This is a genomic window from Thermophilibacter sp. ET337, assembly GCF_024733715.1.
In the GTDB taxonomy this organism is placed as follows: domain Bacteria; phylum Actinomycetota; class Coriobacteriia; order Coriobacteriales; family Atopobiaceae; genus Thermophilibacter.
On sequence record NZ_JANRHO010000004.1, the window covers coordinates 22,487 to 40,127 of the forward strand.

At 70.4% G+C, this 17,641-nt stretch carries 20 protein-coding genes and 1 riboswitch; of the genes, 3 read left to right on the plus strand and 17 right to left on the minus strand.

Annotated features, from left to right (window positions below; genetic code table 11):
• Positions 1 to 231: 231 nt before the first annotated feature.
• Positions 232 to 642 (plus strand): helix-turn-helix domain-containing protein, encoded by a 411-nt coding sequence (locus NW198_RS04715; protein ID WP_258340203.1) that lies wholly within the window; start codon positions 232 to 234, stop codon positions 640 to 642.
• Between the two features lie 37 nt (positions 643 to 679).
• The gene (locus NW198_RS04720) at positions 680 to 1,030 is read left to right on the plus strand and encodes a DUF2200 domain-containing protein (RefSeq protein WP_258340204.1); all 351 of its coding nucleotides are present in this window, start codon (positions 680 to 682) and stop codon (positions 1,028 to 1,030) included.
• Positions 1,031 to 1,048: 18 nt separating this feature from the next.
• Here the strand turns inward: NW198_RS04720 and thiD are convergent, their stop codons facing one another.
• The 9 genes from thiD to NW198_RS04765 form a co-directional block, all read right to left on the minus strand.
• The gene (thiD, locus tag NW198_RS04725) at positions 1,049 to 1,879 is read right to left on the minus strand and encodes a bifunctional hydroxymethylpyrimidine kinase/phosphomethylpyrimidine kinase (protein ID WP_258340205.1); all 831 of its coding nucleotides are present in this window, start codon (positions 1,877 to 1,879) and stop codon (positions 1,049 to 1,051) included.
• Between the two features lie 8 nt (positions 1,880 to 1,887).
• A complete protein-coding gene (thiE, locus tag NW198_RS04730; RefSeq protein ID WP_258340206.1) occupies positions 1,888 to 2,583 on the minus strand; it encodes a thiamine phosphate synthase in 696 nt (231 codons plus the stop codon).
• A gap of 16 nt (positions 2,584 to 2,599) precedes the next feature.
• A complete protein-coding gene (locus NW198_RS04735) occupies positions 2,600 to 3,169 on the minus strand; it encodes a thiamine phosphate synthase (RefSeq protein WP_258340207.1) in 570 nt (189 codons plus the stop codon).
• Positions 3,170 to 3,177: 8 nt separating this feature from the next.
• A complete protein-coding gene (gene thiH / locus NW198_RS04740; protein WP_258340208.1) occupies positions 3,178 to 4,446 on the minus strand; it encodes a 2-iminoacetate synthase ThiH in 1,269 nt (422 codons plus the stop codon).
• A complete protein-coding gene (locus tag NW198_RS04745; protein ID WP_087226090.1) occupies positions 4,443 to 5,255 on the minus strand; it encodes a thiazole synthase in 813 nt (270 codons plus the stop codon). The genes thiH and NW198_RS04745 overlap by 4 nt, the downstream gene beginning before the upstream one ends.
• Positions 5,256 to 5,347: 92 nt before the next feature.
• Positions 5,348 to 6,013: a sulfur carrier protein ThiS adenylyltransferase ThiF gene (gene thiF / locus NW198_RS04750; RefSeq protein ID WP_258340209.1), complete on the minus strand. Its 666-nt coding sequence runs from the start codon at positions 6,011 to 6,013 to the stop codon at positions 5,348 to 5,350.
• On the minus strand, positions 6,013 to 6,210 hold the full coding sequence (gene thiS, locus NW198_RS04755; RefSeq protein ID WP_087226084.1) for a sulfur carrier protein ThiS: 198 nt from the start codon (positions 6,208 to 6,210) through the stop codon (positions 6,013 to 6,015). The genes thiF and thiS overlap by 1 nt, the downstream gene beginning before the upstream one ends.
• A gap of 9 nt (positions 6,211 to 6,219) precedes the next feature.
• Positions 6,220 to 7,581, minus strand: coding sequence for a phosphomethylpyrimidine synthase ThiC (thiC, locus tag NW198_RS04760; protein WP_258340210.1), 1,362 nt, complete (start codon positions 7,579 to 7,581; stop codon positions 6,220 to 6,222).
• Positions 7,573 to 7,685, minus strand: a riboswitch (TPP riboswitch). Its footprint overlaps the gene before it by 9 nt.
• 99 nt (positions 7,686 to 7,784) lie before the next feature.
• Positions 7,785 to 8,639 carry a DUF364 domain-containing protein gene (locus tag NW198_RS04765; RefSeq protein ID WP_258340211.1) on the minus strand — a complete coding sequence of 285 codons (855 nt, stop codon included), beginning with the start codon at positions 8,637 to 8,639 and terminating at the stop codon, positions 7,785 to 7,787.
• A 45-nt stretch (positions 8,640 to 8,684) separates the two neighbouring features.
• Between NW198_RS04765 and NW198_RS04770 the strand changes: the two genes are divergently transcribed.
• Positions 8,685 to 9,263, plus strand: coding sequence for a nucleoside-triphosphatase (locus tag NW198_RS04770; protein ID WP_258340212.1), 579 nt, complete (start codon positions 8,685 to 8,687; stop codon positions 9,261 to 9,263).
• Positions 9,264 to 9,361: 98 nt separating this feature from the next.
• Here NW198_RS04770 and NW198_RS04775 read toward each other — a convergent pair whose 3' ends face one another.
• The 8 genes from NW198_RS04775 to NW198_RS04810 all read right to left on the minus strand — a co-directional run bounded on the left by NW198_RS04775 (position 9,362) and on the right by NW198_RS04810 (position 17,627).
• Positions 9,362 to 10,447, minus strand: coding sequence for an ABC transporter substrate-binding protein (locus NW198_RS04775; RefSeq protein ID WP_258340213.1), 1,086 nt, complete (start codon positions 10,445 to 10,447; stop codon positions 9,362 to 9,364).
• 88 nt (positions 10,448 to 10,535) lie between these two features.
• Entirely contained in the window at positions 10,536 to 11,315 is a 780-nt protein-coding gene (locus NW198_RS04780) for an ABC transporter ATP-binding protein (protein WP_258340214.1), read from the minus strand.
• A gap of 60 nt (positions 11,316 to 11,375) precedes the next feature.
• A complete protein-coding gene (locus NW198_RS04785; protein WP_258340215.1) occupies positions 11,376 to 12,392 on the minus strand; it encodes an iron ABC transporter permease in 1,017 nt (338 codons plus the stop codon).
• On the minus strand, positions 12,389 to 14,233 hold the full coding sequence (gene yqeB, locus NW198_RS04790) for a selenium-dependent molybdenum cofactor biosynthesis protein YqeB (RefSeq protein WP_258340216.1): 1,845 nt from the start codon (positions 14,231 to 14,233) through the stop codon (positions 12,389 to 12,391). The genes NW198_RS04785 and yqeB overlap by 4 nt, the downstream gene beginning before the upstream one ends.
• Before the next feature lie 326 nt (positions 14,234 to 14,559).
• Positions 14,560 to 15,708, minus strand: a complete 1,149-nt coding sequence (locus tag NW198_RS04795) for an aminotransferase class V-fold PLP-dependent enzyme (protein WP_258340217.1) — start codon at positions 15,706 to 15,708, stop codon at positions 14,560 to 14,562.
• A 48-nt stretch (positions 15,709 to 15,756) separates the two neighbouring features.
• Complete coding sequence (locus NW198_RS04800; protein WP_258340218.1) at positions 15,757 to 16,008, minus strand: DUF3343 domain-containing protein; 252 nt, start codon at positions 16,006 to 16,008, stop codon at positions 15,757 to 15,759.
• Positions 16,009 to 16,023: 15 nt separating this feature from the next.
• A complete protein-coding gene (gene yedF, locus NW198_RS04805) occupies positions 16,024 to 16,677 on the minus strand; it encodes a sulfurtransferase-like selenium metabolism protein YedF (RefSeq protein WP_258340219.1) in 654 nt (217 codons plus the stop codon).
• A 170-nt stretch (positions 16,678 to 16,847) separates the two neighbouring features.
• Positions 16,848 to 17,627 (minus strand): acyl-CoA dehydratase activase, encoded by a 780-nt coding sequence (locus NW198_RS04810; RefSeq protein WP_258340220.1) that lies wholly within the window; start codon positions 17,625 to 17,627, stop codon positions 16,848 to 16,850.
• Between the last annotated feature and the right edge of the window lie 14 nt (positions 17,628 to 17,641).

Sequence of the window (17,641 nt, forward strand, 5' to 3'; positions counted from 1 at the left end):
CATCTGGGCCCGTGTACACAACGCTAGGGAGTGCGCACAACGCCAGCGAGCGTACACAACAAGAAGCTCCGGGATGAAGCGGTGCCGCGAGCGGCATCAGCACTCCCAGCTCACCTGCCGTAAACTGGGGCTCTACCAACGGTCGAGCCGACTCAACTGGCGGTCGGTTGAGCGCGAGGCGGCATCGCGTGACGATGGCCCTGCCAGGCGGATCCCAGCGAAAGGACCATCATGACCAAGCAGACCTTCGGCGCCACCATCTCCGCCCTGCGCAAGGAGAGGGGCATGACGCAGCTCGAGCTCGCCCGGCAGATGGGCGTCACGGACAAGGCCGTCTCGAAATGGGAACGAGATCTCTCGTTTCCGGACGTGACGTCGCTGCCCAAGCTGGCCGAGGTGCTGGGCACCTCGGTGGACGAGCTGCTCGAGGTGAAGACGGCGGCGCAGGAGGAGCCGGCGGGGTCCCGCGTGCCCGCGCTCGTGGAGCTCGTCCTCAAGGCGGTCGCGCTCGCCATGGGCGTGGGCGTGACCGCGCTCACCGTCATGGACGAGGTGGAGCCGAAAAACGCGCTCGGGCTTCTCGGCATCGGCGTCGCGTGCCTCGCGCTCACCCAGCTCATGCACAGCCCCGATCCGGAGTGATACAAAGGGACTGTCCCTTCGTATCATTGGAGGTCCCATGGCGCGCAAGTCGATTGCGGAGATGTCGTTCTCGAAGGTCTATCCCCTGCTCGTGCAGAAGGCCGAGCGCAAGGGGCGCACGCGCGCGGAGGTCGACGCCGCGTGCTGCTGGCTCACCGGCTACGACGAGGCGGGCCTCGCCCGGCAGCTTGAGCGCGGCGTCACCTACCGGGAGTTCTTCGACGAGGCGCCGGCGCTGAACCCCAATCGTGCGCTCATCACCGGCAAGGTCTGCGGTGTGGACGTGGCCGCGATCGAGGACCCCGTGGAACAGAACGCCCGCTACCTGGACAAACTGGTCGACGAACTTGCACGAGGCAAGGCGCTGGAGAAGGTGCTGCGGAGCTAGCGCCGAGCGGTTCGCGCGCTATCTGCCGCGGTGGCGCCACATGTGGTCCACGGGACCGGAGCCTCGCCCCAGGTCCAGACCGGAAGAGAGCGCACCGGTGAGGTAGTCCTTCGCACGCGACACCGCCTCGGGCAGCGCGAGGCCCTCCGCCAGGCCGCAGGCGATGGCGCTCGAGAGCGTGCAGCCCGTGCCATGGGTGTTCCCGGTCTCCACGCGCGGGGCGCGCAGCCACGTCACGCGCGGGGCGCCCTCGTCATCGACGGCCGACTCCACCAGCACGTCGTTGGCATCCGCAACGCCATGCCCGCCCTTGACGAGCACGGCACAGCCCAGGCGCTCGGCAAGCGCGAGCGCGGCCGCCTCCTGTTCCGCCTCAGAACGCACCGGCTCGCCGAGAAGCGCCTCCGCCTCAGGGATGTTGGGCGTGATCACGCGCGCGAGCGGCAGCAGGCGCCCCACGAGCGCCCCCGCCGCGCCGTCGTCTATGAGACGCGCGCCCGACGTGGCCACCATCACCGGGTCCACGACCACGTTCTTGGCGCCCCAGTGCTCGAGCCGTTCGGCAATGGCCTCGACGATCGCCGCGGAGGAAACCATGCCCACCTTGACCGCGGCGGGCGGAATGTCCTCGAAGACGGCGTCGATCTGCTCGGCCACCATCTGGGGCGTGGCCTCCATGGCGTCGCGCACGCCACAGGTGTTCTGTGCCGTGAGCGCGGTTATCGCGGTCTCGGCAAAGAGCCCGTGCGCGGCGATGGTCTTGATGTCCGCCTGGATGCCCGCGCCGCCGCTCGAGTCCGAGCCGGCAATCGCGAGCACCGCGGGAACGCTCCAGCTCCTCGTGTCCATGAGACCCCCTATCTCGACCCGACGGCGTCCGCGGCAAGGCGGCGCAGCTCGCGCGTTACGGCCTCGATGTCCTCGGCGGCAAAGATCGCCGAGACCACCGCCGCGCCGGCGACGCCCGTCCCCGCGAGCGAGGGCAGCGTGCGCGTGCTCACGCCCCCGATGGCCGTCACCGGGATATCCACGGCGGCGCAGATGCGCGCGAGGCCCTCGAGGGACACGGCCACGGTGTCGGACTTGGTGGACGTCCCAAACAGCGCCCCCACGCCCAGGTAGTCGGCACCGGCCGCCTGAGCGGCGAGCGCCTCCTCCACCGTGTGGGCCGAGACCCCCACGATGGCGTCCGGCCCGAGCGCCTCGCGCGCGGCGGCGCACGTCGTGTCAGACTGCCCCACGTGCACGCCGTCCGCGCCGCTGCGCCGGGCCGCCTCCACGTCGTCGTCGATCACGAGGGGCACGCCTGCCGCACGGCAGAGGGGCAGGAGCTGTCGCGCCTCCGCCACAATCTCGTCTGTCGAGAGGCCCTTCTCGCGAAGCTGCACGAAGGTGGCTCCGCCCGCGACCGCCGCGCGGACGCAGTCCACGAGCGAACGCCCCCTGAGCCAGGAGCGATCCGTCACCGCGTAGAGCAGCATGCCGCGGCGGATGTCGGCGGGCGAGAAGGACCCGCGGACGACGGGTCCCACATCCATGTGATTGGCGTCCATGAGGGCGTCTCCTTTCCTAGGCGCACGCCATGGCGTCGGACATGCGGACGGCACCGGCGGCGCCGGCGGCGCGGACGGCAGGCTCGGTGGCGTCGGTGATGCCGCCGAGGGCGAGCACCGGCACATGGGCCGCAGCGATGACCTGCTCGAGAAACGCGATCCCGCGGCCCGGGAGCGGCTTGCACGACGGCGCAAAGACGGGGCTCGCCACAAGGTAGTCGGCGCCGAGCCCCTCGGCAACCGCCACCTCGTCCACCTCGTGCACGTTGGTACCGACGAGGTCAAACCCCTCCGGGCGGCCGTCACGCTCAAGCGCGGGCAGCGGCAGGTGCAGGCGAGACGCGCCGGCCTCACGGGCGGCGGGCACGTGGCCGTGGGCGACAAAGGCGACGCCCGCGCGCCCGCAGGCCGCCATGACCTCACGGGCGAGCGCGACGTACGCGCCGTCGTCCAGGTCCTTCTCGCGCAGGATGAGCGCGTCGTAGGTGCCGGCGATCCGCGCCACCTGCTCGGGCAGCGGCCGCGCGCAGCGGCGCCGGTCCGTCATGGCAACGCGCAGGAAGCCTCCGTCAAAGAGCGAGCCCATGGGCGCCCTCACACCAGAACGTGGTCGTTCATGACCGGCTCGAGCCCCATGTCGCGCATGGCGGCGCACATCTCGGCCAGGCTGCGGCTGTCGTCGATCTCAAACTGGTCGTCGCCCTCCTCGGCCTGGTGCGCATGCTCGCCGATGCCCGTGGACACGCCGGCCGAGACCTTGGTGGCCGTGATCGTGGCCACGTGGTCGCGGAAGCGCGCCGACTCACGCGAGGACACGGTGACGCCGGCAAAGGGCATGAACAGGCGGTAGGCGCAGATGACCTGCAGGAGCTGCGCCTCGCTCACGTGCGGCCCGTTGGGCGTGACGGCGCCCGCAGCGGGGCGCAGACGCGGACACGAGAAGGAGATCTCCGCATGCGGGTAGGCCCGGCTCACGTAGTAGGCGTGCAGCGCGCAGGCGAGCGCGTCGTGACGGAACTCCGAGAGGCCCAGCAGCGGCGCGAAGGCCACGCCGCGCATGCCGCCCCTGAGCGCGCGCTCCTGCGCCTCAAAGCGGTAGGGCATGATGCGCTTGCGGCCGCGCAGGTGGAGCTTGGCGTAGCGTGCCGGGTCGTAGGTCTCCTGGAACACGGTCACGAAGTCAGCGCCGGCCTCGTGCAGGCGCGCGTAGTCGGCCACGTTGGCGGGGTACACCTCGACGCCGACGTTCCTGAAGCGCGCGGCCGCGAGCTCGCAGGCGCGTGCGATGTAGTCCACGTCCGACGTCACCGGGTCCTCGCCGGTGAGCAGCAGGATCTCCTCCTGGCCCGTGGCGGCGATGGCGTCGAGCTCGGCGACGGTCTGCCCCTCGTCCAGGCGGGCGCGACGGATGCCGCTCTCGCAGTTGAAGCCGCAGTACACGCAGCGGTTCTCGCAGTAGTTTGCCAAGTAGAGCGGCGTGAAGAACTGGATGTTTGTGCCAAACCAGCGCACGCGCTCGGCCCGGGCCCGCTCGGCCATCTCCTCGAGGAAGGGCTCGGCCGCGGGCGACACGAGCACGCCGAAGTCGGCGGGCTCCACCACGTCGGCGTCGAGCACGCGGCGCACGTCGGCGGCGGTCACGGCGTCGGGGTCGTAGGCCTCCACGGCGTCGAGCACGCGGTCGAACATGCCGTTGTCCAGGACGTCCATGTCGGGCAGGAAGGTCATGGTGTCCAGGCCGTAGTCGGTGTGGATGGCGTGCGCCATGTCCTTCTCGTCCATGGAGACGATGCGCCGGCAGCGCTTGCCCACGGCTACGGTCTCAGGCCACACTACCTGCACGTTCTTCTCGTCCGCGCTCATCTGGCCTCCTCCCCCAGAAATCCGGTGAGCGGGCTCGAGGCCTCGCCCGCGCCGTCGAGCACGCGACCGGGACCCGCAAGGAACGCCGCGCGACCGGCCCGCACCGCGTCGCCAAAGGCGCGCGCCATGAGCGGGATGTTGCCGGCGGTGGCCACGGCCGTGTTGGCCATGACGGCAGCCGCGCCCATCTCCATGGCCTCGCACGCCTGCGACGGGCGCCCGATGCCCGCGTCCACGATCACCGGCAGGTCAATCTCCTCTATGAGGATGCGGATGAAGTCTCGCGTCACCAAGCCGCGGTTGGAGCCGATGGGCGCGCCGAGAGGCATGACGGCGGCCGCGCCCGCGCTCACCAGGTCGCGCGCGACGTTGAGGTCGGGGTACATGTACGGCAGCACCGTGAAGCCCTCGCTCGCCAGCATGTCGGTGGCGCGGACGGTCTCTGCGTTGTCGGGCAGGAGGTAGCGCGCGTCGCGGATGACCTCGACCTTGACGAAGTCGCCGCAGCCGAGCTCACGCGCGAGGCGGGCGATGCGCACGGCCTCCTCGGCCGTGCGGGCGCCCGAGGTGTTGGGCAGAAGCGTCACGCCCTCGGGCACGGCATCGAGGATGCTCCCCTCCTGATTGGTGTTGGCGCGGCGAACAGCAAGGGTCACGATCTGCGCGCCCGCGTCCTCCACGGCCGCCCTGACCACGTCGAGTCTGAACTTACCCGACCCCAGGATGAAGCGCGACGCAAACTCCTTGCCGCCGAGGGTCCAGGTGTCCGCGCTGGGCGCGACGGCGCCCGATGCGATGTGCTCTGTCATGGTGCTTCCTTTCGTTGATGGGCGTCGCGGGCGCTGGGCCCCGCAAAACAGGTCGGCCCGCGGCGCGTTTGGTTGCCAGATAACCGGGGACGTCAGGAGCCCTCGAGCCCCAGGACGATCCTCACGGCGAGAAGAGCCTGCTGGGCGGCGCAGAGCGCGACGCGCGGGGCGAGAAGCGCCCCGGTCGCCCCGACGTCCGACGCGCCGTCGCCGCAGACGTAGAAGCGCCGGCCCACCCGCTTCGTGACGATCTCGCTCGCCGGGCCCGCGCCCGCCATGCCGTTGCCAGCGACGAGCACGGGACCCTCGGGCAGGGTGAGGAGCTCCTCGGCGAGAAGCGCCTTGGCCTCGGGGTCGTCGAAGGCCTCGCAGACGATATCGCACCCCTCGAAGATCCCCCGGGCGTTCTCGGGCGTGACGCGGGTGCGCAGCACACGCACGCGCGTGCCCGAGCCGATGGCAAGGAGCTGCTCGGCGAGCGCCTCGACCTTGGGACGGCCCAGATGCTCGCGGAAGTAGTGCTGACGGTTGAGGTTGCCCTCGTCAACCACGTCAAAGTCGGCGACAACGAGCTCGCCCACCCCGCTGCGCGCAAGCATGACGGCGATGTTGGAGCCGAGCCCGCCCGCCCCTGCGATCCCGATGCGCGCCGCGCGCAGGCGCTCCCGCGCCTCGTGCCCGATACGGCGCTCGAGGGCGTCGGGGAGAGCGTCCCCCACGACGGCACCGCCCCTCTCGACGTCCCTCTCCCCCGCCATCAGCCGCCTCCCACGAAGCGGACGACCTCGAGCGCGTCCTCGGCCGTCAGCCGGCGGACATCGAACTCGGCGCGGGGAAGAATCTCCCCGTTGAGCTCGCACGCCACGCGGGCACGCTCGTATCCCATCTGCTCCAGCACCTCGGCGACGGTCCGGCCGTCGGCCTCGGGCGCGGTCCTGCCGTTTATCTGTGCCATGGCAGCCCCCTATTCCAGGTCGAGGTCGATCGTGGTGCCCTCGAAGACCTTGTTCACCGTGCGGACGGCGCACATCTTGCCGCACATGGTGCAGGTCCCCTCCGTCGAGGCCGGCGAGGCCTCGTAGCGCACGCGGGCCGTGTCCGGGTCGAGCGCGTAGGCCCACATCTCGTCCCAGGCCAGGCGGCGTCGGGCGTCCGCCATGCGGTCGTCCGCCTCGCGCGCGCCGGGCACGCCCTTGGCGATGTCGGCCGCGTGCGCCGCGATACGGGTGGCGATAAGACCGTCGAGCACGTCCTTTGCGTCGGGCAGGCAGAGGTGCTCGGCCGGCGTCACGTAGCAGAGGAAGTCCGCCCCGGCGCTCGCCGAGATGGCGCCGCCGATGGCCGCCGTGATGTGGTCGTAGCCCACGCCCACATCCGTCACGAGCGGGCCGAGCACGTAGTACGGCGCACCGTGGCAGAGGCGCTTCTCCATCGTCACGTTGGCCGCGATCTCGTTGATGGCCATGTGGCCCGGGCCCTCGATCATGACCTGCACGCCCACGTCCCAGGCGCGCTTCGTGAGCTTGCCGAGCTCGATCATCTCGGCCGTCTCGGCGGCGTCGTTGGCATCGAAGAGGCAGCCCGGCCGGCACGAGTCGCCCAGCGAGATGGTCACGTCGTACTCGTGGCAGATCTCGAGAACCTCGTCATAGTGCTCGTAGAAGGGGTTCTCGTTACCCGTGACCTCCATCCAGCCAAACAGCAGCGACCCGCCGCGGCTGACGATGTTCATGAGGCGCCCGGTCTCCTTGAAGGTCTCGATCACGCGACGGTTGATGCCGCAGTGGATGGTGAGGAAGTCCACGCCGTCCTCCGCGTGGGCGCGCACCGTGGCGAGAAGGTCCTCGGCAGTGAGCTCCACGAGCGGCTTCTCCATGTAGCCGATGGCATCGTACATGGGGACGGTGCCCACCATGAGCGGCGTGCGCTCCACGAGCTGCTGCCGGAAAAAGCGGGTCTTGCCGGAGTTGGAAAGGTCCATGATGGCGTCCGCGCCGTACTTCTCGGCCGTGCCAACCTTCTTCCACTCCATGCTGGCGTCCGCCACGTCCCCGGAGATGCCGAGGTTGACGTTGACCTTGGTGGAGAGGCCCGCGCCCACACCGCGCGGCACGAGGCCCTTCTCGAGGTGGCGGACGTTGGCCGGGATGGCGATGCGCCCCGCCGCCACACCTGCGCGGACGAACTCCGGGTCTCGGCGCTCCGCCTCCGCCACGGCACGCATCTCGGGCGTGATCTGCCCGGCGCGGGCGTAGTCGAGCTGCGTGACGAGGTTCTTCTCGCCGCGCGGTGCCTGCCCGCCCAATTTCTCTACAGCTGTGCTCATGCGCAAAACTCCCTCCGTTGGCATTACCCATGTCAGGTTCCTCGGGTCGGGGCGGGCGCGCCCCCTCTCAGCCTGCCGTCCTGCAAGCTCCCCGCGCTATGCGATTGTTCCGGCGGAGCGAAGTCCGCCTGCGGCAAGTATAGCGCTCCCCCAAGGCTCGCGCTCGCTCGAGTCTAGTGCGCCGTAGCGGGACAAACGGCCCCTCAATCAAGGAGCTCGCCAGCAGCCTGCGCGTGAGCGCCATCACCACCTCCGCCTGGGCTTGCAAGCGCCGCGCGACCGCGAGGCGTTGCAACGAGCACGTGCTCGAGCGCCCCGGAGCCGTAAAGCGCCGCGCCGCAGCTCACGACCTCGCGAGCGAGCGCGGCGTCGGCGACCACGCTGCCGGCGACGAGGTCCGCGCCCGCCTCCTGGACCGCCGCGCAGATCGTGGCCGACGGGCCCACCACGCAGGTGAGCGCGTCGCGCGCAAGAGCGAGCAGACGCGGCATCGTCTTGTTGGCGAGCGCCATGCCCGTCATGACGGCGAGGTCCGCTCCCGGCAGCAGGTACTCGCAGGCGGTGTCCGGCAGGTCCGTGTCGGCGCGGGCGGAGCGCTCCAGCACGGTGACGTCCGCGTGCTCCGCGATGGCCGCAAGGTGCGGAAAGTGGCCGACCACCACCGTGCGGGGCCGCGAGCCGTCGCCCCTCTCGGCCGCCATGCGCCGGGCCGCCGGGGCCAGGAACACAAACGGGTCCGTGCTCCCCGCGTCCGTGACCAGGCTCAGCTCGCCGATCCGCTCGCGCTGGTTGTGCCAGGCGTTGAGCGCCGCCACGCCCACCGACGCCACCTCGAAGTCCCACGACTTCGCACAGGCGGCAAGCTCGCGCAGCGGACGGCCCGCCCAGCCGCGCTCCAGGCGCAGGCGCACGCCCCCGCGGTGGAGCGCCGCCACGCCCGCGCCGCACTCGGCCTCGACGAGGCAGTGGTGGGCGCCCATGACCACGCTCCGCACGAGCACGTCCTCGGGAATCCGGTCGATCATTCGGTCGTAGAGCGACCACGCATCTGTCATCATTTCCTCCGGGATGGGTCATTGCGGCTTGGGCGGTCGGGAGGCTTCATGCTGTTCATTCTCACCGGAGACATCCGGACGGGCAAGACCACGTGGCTCGAGGCGCGCGTGCACGAGCTCGAGACCGCGGGCGTACCCGTTCGCGGGGTGCTCGCACCCGGCGTGTGGCGCGACGGCGAGAAGGTCGGGATCGAGAACGTGCTGCTGCCCTCGCGCGAGCGCGTCCTCCTCGCCAAACCTGTCAATTGGGGACAGCCCCCAATTGACAGGTGCGGTTGGGACTTTGATGCGACGGCGCTTGCCCGCGTGAACGCGCACCTCACCGGGCTTGCCGCGGCGGTGGGCGAGAAGGACGCGGGCCCCGGGCCGCTCGTCATCGACGAGATAGGCCCGCTCGAGCTGCGCCGCGGCGGCGGGCTCACCGCGGCGCTCGCGCTGCTCGACGCCGGCCCCGCGCCCGCCTGGCCGCACGCGCTCGCGGTCGTGCGCGCCACGCTGGCAGAGGAGGCCGCCGCGCGACTGCGCCCCGCCTGGGGATCCGTCGAGCTCGTCCGCCCGGACGAGACGGGCGCGAGGCGCTTTCGCGAGGTTCTTCCCGGCGGTCTACCCGGGCACCCCAGAAAATAACGGCATTTGGTTAGCTGAAAGAATCTTGCCAACTGGGCAAACGTCGCGCAAAGGGCCAATTTTGGCCATCCAATGTCCGTTTTTTTTGGGCCCTTGCTCTACTCTCGCACGGCGCCGCGCATCAGCGCGTCATACTCCTCGTCCGTGAGGTCGTGGCCGTAGAAGAGCTGGTAGTACTCCCCCACCACGTCGCGCAGGTCGTCGTCGAAGCGGTCCGGGTAGCACAGGCGCGCGTACCACTGCAGTCCGATGATCTGGTTGACGGAGGCGGGCATGGAAATCCAGTTGTAGGGCTCGCTCGGCGCGCGGAAGTAGTTGCCGGACTTGATGGCGCTGAGCTCGGCCCAGGCCGGCTCGTAGCCCACGGTGTCATAGATCGAGTCGCCAACGAAGACGATGAGCTCGGGGTCCCAGAGCGCGATCTGCTCGAGGCCGATCTCGTTGCCCTTGCCGCTGGAAGACGGGTCGTCCACCACGACGACGTTCTCGGAGCACAGGTCGATGACGCCGGACTGGAAGCCGCCGCGCGCCATCGCGTTGGTCCCCGTGTCGCCGAGCAGGTACGCCGCACGTGGGCGCTCGTCGTCCGGTACCTCCGCCACGACGGCCTCGACCTCGGCCACGGCGTCGCGGCAGTAGTCCGCGAGCTCGGCGGCCTTCTCGGAGTCCAGGATCTCCGCAAGCTGGTCGTAGAGGTCGGCGTAGCTGTGGAGGTCGGTCGAGTCGATGTGCACGCACGGGATCCCGATCTGGTCCTGCAGCGCGTCGAGCTCCTCGGCGAGCGAGTCCTTGGCCTCGCCGACGTCGACGATCAGCTGCGGGTCCGCCGCGGCGACGGCCTCCTTATTGAAGTCGCCCTTGCCGCCGTAGATCTGACCAAAGACGGGCAGGTCAGCAAGGTCCTCGCCGAGATAGGCGAGCTGCTCGTCCGTGAGCTCGCCGGAGAGGCCGACCATCTTCCCGGGCGCCACCGTGAGCAGGACCTGCTGCGCTACGGGGCCGGAGGCGGCGATGCGCTCGACCTCGGCCGGGATCTCAACCTCGCGCCCGACCGAGTCCGTGACCACGCGCATGGCGGCCTGCTCCGCGGCGGGCTGCTGGTCGGCCGGCGCGCCGTTGCACGCCCCGAGCGACACCGCCATCGCAAGTGCCGCAACTGCCGACAAGAACGTTCTTCTCCTCACTTCTTCTCCCTTCGTCCTGTGAATTGGGGACAGTCCCCGATTCACATAAAACTTTTGTGTGAATCGGGGACTGTCCCCAACTCGCAAATCACTTCGTCATGTCCAGAGGCACGCAGGCGCGCACCCGGTCGTCATACAGCGAGCTGACCTCCACGGGCAGGCCGTAGAGCTCGCTCAGGAGCGGTCCGGTGATGACCTCTGCCGGCGAGCCGCATGCGCGGACGCGGCCGCCGTCGAGCGCGAGCACCGTGTCCGCATAGAGATAGGCCAGGTCGGGCGCATGCGTGGACGCGATTACAGAGAGACCCTCGCTCGCGAGCCGCCTAACGACCGCCATCACGCGCGCCGTGTTGCCAAAGTCGAGCGCGCTCGTGGGCTCGTCCATCACGATCGAGCGCGCGTCCTGCGCGATGGCGCGGGCAATGAGGACGAGCTGTCGCTCCCCGCCCGAGACCTGCATGAAGCTCCGGTGCGCGAGGTGCGCCACGCCCACGCGCTCAAGCGCCTCCTCGGCGCGGGCGCGGTCGGCCGCGGCGGGCGCGCGCAGCGGACCCAGGCGCGACGCCGCGCTCATGAGCACCACGTCGAGCACCTCGTAGTCAAAGACCTGTGCGTGGCTCTGCGGGACAAAGGCCATCTCACGGGCACGCTCGGCAACGCTGAGCTGGTCGAGCGGATGCCCGTTCACGAGGATGGTCCCCGCGCGGGGCCGCTCGAGGCCCAGGATGCAGCGGAAGAGCGTGGTCTTGCCCACGCCGTTGGGGCCGAGCACGCACGCGAGCTCACCGTCAGCAACGCGCAGGTCAACGCCCTCGAGGACCGCATGGTCGCCGTAGGAGAAGCCGAGGCCGGAGATCTCGAAGCTCATGTCAGCCGCGCCCCCTCTCGGCCGCCGCGGGGCCGGGACGCCAGGTTCTTCTCGCCCGCATCAGCCGCGCCCCCTCTTCACGATGAGCCACAGGAAAAACGGCGCGCCCACCACAGACGTGAGGATGCCGATGGGGATCTCCGCCGTGAGCGCCAGGCGCGCGATGTCATCCACCACCAGCAGAAACGTAGCGCCCGCGAGCATGCTGGCGGGCAGCAGGTGCCGGTAGTCGCTGCCCACCAGACCGCGCGTGAGATGCGGCACCACCAGGCCCACCCAGCCGATGAGCCCTGAGACCGCAACGCTCGCCGCGGTCACGAGCGCCGAGAAGAGCACGGCCACGGCGCGCACGCGCGGGGCGTTGACGCCCATGGAGAGCGCCTCGTCGTCTGACATCGTGAGGACGTTGAGGCGCCAGCGCATGGCCATGAGGCCCGCGAGGCCGATTGCGATGGGGCCGGCAGCCAGCGCGAAGTCGGCCACCTTGGCGCCGTTGAACGAGCCGAGCAGCCAGAAGGTGATGGCCTGCAGCTGGTTGGACGGGTCGGCCACGAGCTTGGTGTAGGAGACGCCGGCCTCGAAGAGCGACTTCACCATGATGCCCGCGAGGACGGTGACGAGGATTCGGTTGCCGCGCGCACGGCTGCTCACCAGCAGCACGATGCCCACCGCGGCGAGCGAGACAGCGAATGCCGAGCCGGAGATCGCAAGCGAGGTGCCGCCCGCAAGGATGGCCCAGCAAGCGCCGAAGGCTGCGCCCTGCGACGCGCCCAGGAAGTCCGGCGAGACGAGCGGGTTCTGGAAGATGCCCTGGAACGCGGCGCCGGCGGCCGAGAGGCTCGCGCCCACGAGGATCACGAGCAGGATGCGCGGCAGGCGCACATTGAAGAAGAGCGTCTCCTGCTGCGCGGAGAAGTCGCCGAGGCCGGGCGCCACGCGGGATGCAAGCAGCTCAACCGCGTCTGCCGGGCCGATGGGATAGCGGCCCAGCGCCAACGAGACGAGCACGACGGCCACGAGCGACGCGCCGAGAAGGGCGATGATGCGACCAGGGTGTTTGCGCAGGACGCCACTCATGCGCGCTCGCCCTTCCCCGGACCCTCGCCGCGACGCTCGGCGCGACGGCGGACGAGCTGCGCGACGATGGCGAGGGCGATTTCCGCCGGCGTGACGGCACCGATGGCAAGTCCGATGGGCATGGCCACGGCGTCAACGCGCTCTTGCGGGACGCCGGCGGCGACGAGGTGCTCGCGCGCGAGGGCGGCCTTGCGGGCGCTGCCGATGCAGCCCACGTAGGCGGGCTGGACGTCACGGGACAGCACGGCGAGAAGGACCGTCTCGTCGTGGGCGTGCCCGTGCGTGAGCACGACGACGGAGTCGCGCGGGCCGATGACGGCGCCGGCGGCGAGCTCATCGAATGCGCCGCAGGTCACCGACGTCGCGGCGGGCAGGTTTGCCGACGTGGCGAGCTCGGGGCGATCGTCGTAGACATGGCACTCGAAGCCCACGGCCGACGCCATGGCAACGAGCGCCGCGCCCACGTGCCCGGCGCCAAAGACGTGCAGGCGGCTCGGCGCGGCGACGGGCTCGCGGTAGGTGGCGCGCGCGTCGTCCCAGGTCGGGCCGGCGAGGCGCGCGGCCGGGGCAAGCTCGAGCGTGGGCGCGGCGGGGTCGGACCAGCGCTCCGTCACGGAGGCGGACTCGTCGTGCTCGAGCGCGTCGCGCAGGGCGAGAAGGACGGGCAGGTCGTCGGCCGTAAGCGACCGCACGGCGAGCAGCGCGTCTCCCCCGCAGGCCATCTCGTCGCCGGTGCGGTACCACGCGAGGCTCGGCGAGCCGCCGTCGCGGGCCGCGCGCGCCCGCTCGATCGCGAGCCGCTCGATTGCGCCGCCGCCGACGGTCCCGAGCAGCCGGTCCTTCTCGGTCACGGCGAGGCGCGCGCCCTCGTGGCGCGGCATCGAGCCGCGGGTGGCGAGCAGGCTCGCAAACCCCACGCGCCGGCCGGCAGCGAGCTCGTCTGCGATCGCGGAGACGAAGCCCGCGTCCGAGAGCGAGCCGTTGAGGGGCGCCGTCTGGACGGTTTTCTCGGCAAAATCGTCCGGAACTCGCACGTTCTTCTCGCCCAACGCACCGGAGAGAGAAAGGATCGCCTCGAGCACGCCGCCGCCCACCGCGAGCGCCTTGTCCGAGGAGCTCTCGATGTACTCCGGGTGGCAGCGCGGGTCCACGTCTCCGGACTTCATGCCCGCCCGCACGGGCACGCCCGCCTGCAGGAGGCCCCGCACCACGCCGTCGATGGTGGCGCACATGGGCTCGCCTGCCACCGTGGCGCAGACGTCACCGGCCTTGACCTGCGCGCCGATCTCCACGCAGGGCTCGAAGACGCCGTCTGCGGGAGCTCGCATCACGCGCTCCCCCGCGTAGCCGCCAATGAGCCCGGGTACCGCGGTGTTGGGGATCGGCGAGCCCTCGTAGTAAACGCGGCCCAGGTAGTGGCCGCGCATAGTCTCCACGGCGGCGTCGCAGTCCTGGCGCGCGGTGAAGCCGGGCCCCACCCCGATGACGACGGGGGCCATGTCGCGCGTGGTGCCGAGGTTGCGCTTGGCGAGAATCGCGTCGACAAGCGCGTCCGGAGCGAGGTCGCGCACGCAGGCGGCCTTGGGATCCACGAGCACCGCCACGTCGCCGGCCGCCACGGCCGCGCGGGCCGCCTCGACGTTCCCGCAGAGCACGCCGCGCACGTCCTCCACGAGCGTCTCGCCCAGGCGAATGGCCTCCGAGAAGCACACGGTGCGCCGGATGGACGTGGGCACCGCGAGATCGCACATCACGACCCGCATGCCAGCGCGGTGCAGGCGCAGCGCGATACCCGAGGCGATGTCGCCCGCTCCGCGAATCACGACCAGCATCTCTATCATTCCCCCTCGTCAACGTTATACTTTTGAAAATATAACGCTCTACGTCAGGCTTTGGATTCCAACAAGTAAGTATAGCTTACAAATAGTTTGGGCTGCCCGTAGACCGCGTCGAAGCAGCGAGCGGCAGGTGAGCGCCCCCGGACGGCACGTCCCTCTTAGACCCCGAGCAATCAGTTCTTGTCGGTGAAAGTATTACCTACTGGAAAATCAGTAGGTAAGAGAGGTCAACTCGCCAAAATGCCCCAGACGATGCCAGTTGCCTACTGATAGACCAGTAGGCAACTGAGTCCAACACGGACCACGCCCCTCCACGGGCGAGCAGGACCTCAGCTTGCGGCAATCTCGCGCACGGCGGCGGCCGCGACGTCAACCTCCTCCTCGGTGTTGAACCAGCCGCAGCTCAGGCGCACGATGCCCTGGCGCTCGGTCCCCAACGCGCGGTGCATGAGCGGCGCGCAGTGGGCGCCGGCGCGGCACGCGATCCCCCACCCCGAGGACAGCGCGTCGGCCACCTCCGCCGAGTCGAGCCCGGCCACGCCCACCGCCACGATGGATCCGCAGCGCTCGGGCGCCTCCGGCCAGCCGCCGTACACCGTCACGCCCGGCACGCCGGCCACGCCCTCGTAGAGCCTCCGCGCGAGCGCGTGCTCGCGCGCGCCCACCGCCGCGGGCCCGCCGTTCTTCTCGATAAACGCGATGCCCGCCGCAAGGCCCGCCAGGCCGTGCGCGTTCAACGTCCCCGCCTCCAGGCGCGTGGGCCACTCCTGCGGGTGTCGCCGCTCGAAGGAGTGCACGCCGGAGCCGCCCTCGGCCCAGGGCCGCACGTCGATGCCCTCTGCCACGGCCATCCCGCCCGTGCCCTGCGGTCCCATGAGGCCCTTGTGGCCGGTGAAGCAGACCACGTCGAGCCCCATCGCAGCCATGTCCAGCGGCACGGAGCCCGCCGTCTGCGACGCGTCCACCAGGCAGAGCGCCCCGGCCGCGTGCGCTATCTGCGCCACGCGCGCCACGTCGACGAGGTTTCCCGTCACGTTGGAGCCGTGCGTCACCGCCACGAGGCGCGTGCCGGGCGTGACCAGGCGCTCGAGCTCGTGCATGCAAAGGTATCCGCGCTCGTCGCAGCCAGCGTAGACAACCTCGACGCCTCGCTCGTCTGCCAGCCGCGCGAGCGGGCGCAGCACGGAGTTGTGCTCCAGCACCGTGGTGACCACGCGGTCGCCTGGCCCCACCAGGCCGGAGAGCGCGGCGTTGAGCGCCGCGGTCGAGTTGGCCGAGAAGCACACGTGGTCGGCGCGCGGGCAACCCAGAAGCGCCGCAACCGCCTCGCGGCAGCGCCAGACCGTGCGGCCGGCGTCGAGCGCTCCGGCCGACGCGCCGCGCCCCGCGTTGCCGAGCGACCCCATCGCCGCCACGACGGCGTCCACGACCTCCTGCGGCTTGCGCATCGTCGTCGCCGCGTTGTCCAGGTAGATCATCGACCCCACGTCCTTCTCGCCCGTCTGTTAGTTGGGGACTGTCCCCAACTAACAGAACTCCAGGAGCTCGATCACGGCCATGGCCTCCACGGGCACGCCGTCGGCCGCCAGCGCCGCCGCGAGCTCCTCGCGAGCCTCCGGCGCCGTCTTCCACGCCAGGCCGCAGCCGGCCGCAACCTCGCCGGGCACCGGGATCATCCGCCCGGGGAGGCCCCGCCGCTGGCAGCACTCCTCGCATGACATCGCCGCCGCCGTGGTGGGAAACGTCACCACCAATGACGGCACCCGCACGCGTGCCATCGCCCGCGCCCGGCCCTAAGGCCTCACCACGAGGCTTGCGCCCGTGAGACGCTGCGCGATCACGTACATGTTGGTAACCTCGCCCACGGCGAGCCGGTCCGCGATGCCGTAGTGATCGAGGCAGGTGCCGCAGGTGAGCACCTCCACGCCGGAGGCCGCAAGGCCGCGCAGGTCCTCGAGCGCGGCCGAGCCCTCGCAGCTGAGGTGCGCGCCGCCGTTGTAGAGCAGCACGGTCGCGGGCAGTTCGTCGAGCTGCGTGAGCGAGTAGACGAAGCTCCCCATGAGCTTGCGCCCCAGGACGTCGTCGCCGGTGCCCATGCACTCGGAGGTGATCGCCACCACGACCTTGCGCGCCGCAGGCGCGGCCGCGGACGGCGCGCCCGGCGTCGGCACCTCGCACGTCGCCGAATCGGCCTCCACGTCGCTCACCGCGAGCGCCGCCGAGGCCGCCACGGTCACGCGCCACTCCTTCTCGCCCAGGCGCTCGCTCGTCACCGTGCAGCCCTTGCCCTCGCCCATGCGCGTGAGGTTCTGCACCGCGATCTCGTTGTCCACGAGGGTCTCGACCGAGCCCGGGCCAGCCAGCGCGCCCAGCGCCTTCAGCGTCTTCACCACCGGAATCGGGCACGCGTCCCCGCGCGCGTCGATCGTGAGCACCGTGTCTGCCATGTTGTCTCCTCTCGGCCCGTCCGGGCCTTGCCGGCGGGCTAACGGGGCACCCGCACCTAGTCTCCTACTCCAAGGGTCAAAAAACACGCATTGGATGAGAACCATCGGCCATCGTCCCAGCCAAACACGACGTGACCCACATTGAATGCGTGTTTTTTCCCGACCCCTCCCTACTCCAGCTCCAGCGCCATGAGCGCCGCGCCCAGCGCCCCGGCGTAGCGCGCCTCCGGGCACGTCGCCACGGGTGCGCCGAGCTTCTCGCCCAGGAGCTCGACCACAAGCTCGTTGTCACAAAGCCCACCTGTGAGATAGTACGGCGTCGCGCCGCCCGCAGACCCCACGAGCGTCGCCACGCGGCAAACAACGCTCTCGATCACGCCGCGGGCGATGTTCTCCCGCGGCTCCCCGCGGCCCATGAGGCTGATGACCTCACTTTCCGCAAACACGGTACACATGCTCGTGATCTGCGTCGGCTCGCCTGAACGAGCCAGCGCGGAGAGCTCGTCGTGCCCCACCCCCAGCCGGTCCGCCATGATCTCCAGAAACCGACCGGTTCCCGCCGCGCACTTGTCGTTCATCACGAACTTAACCACACGACCGGCGCGCAGACGGATGACCTTGGTGTCCTGACCACCCACGTCGATCACGGTGCCTTCATCCCCAAAGAGTCGCGCCGCCCCGAGGCCGTGACACGTGATCTCGGTCACGACCTTGTCCGCGTACGGAACGGCCACGCGCCCGTAGCCGGTGGCGACCACGCGCGCATCGCCGGCACAGAGCGAGAACCCCGCCGCCTCGAGCGTCGCACGCGCCCGCTCGGCGGCGTCCACGCTGGAGAAGCCCGTGGGCATGAGCTCGGCATGCACAAGCGAGCCGTCGGCGTCCACCACGGCCACCTTGGTCGCCGTGGAGCCGATGTCAACGCCTATGCCCAAACGCCCGGCAGACACGTACTTCTCGCCCC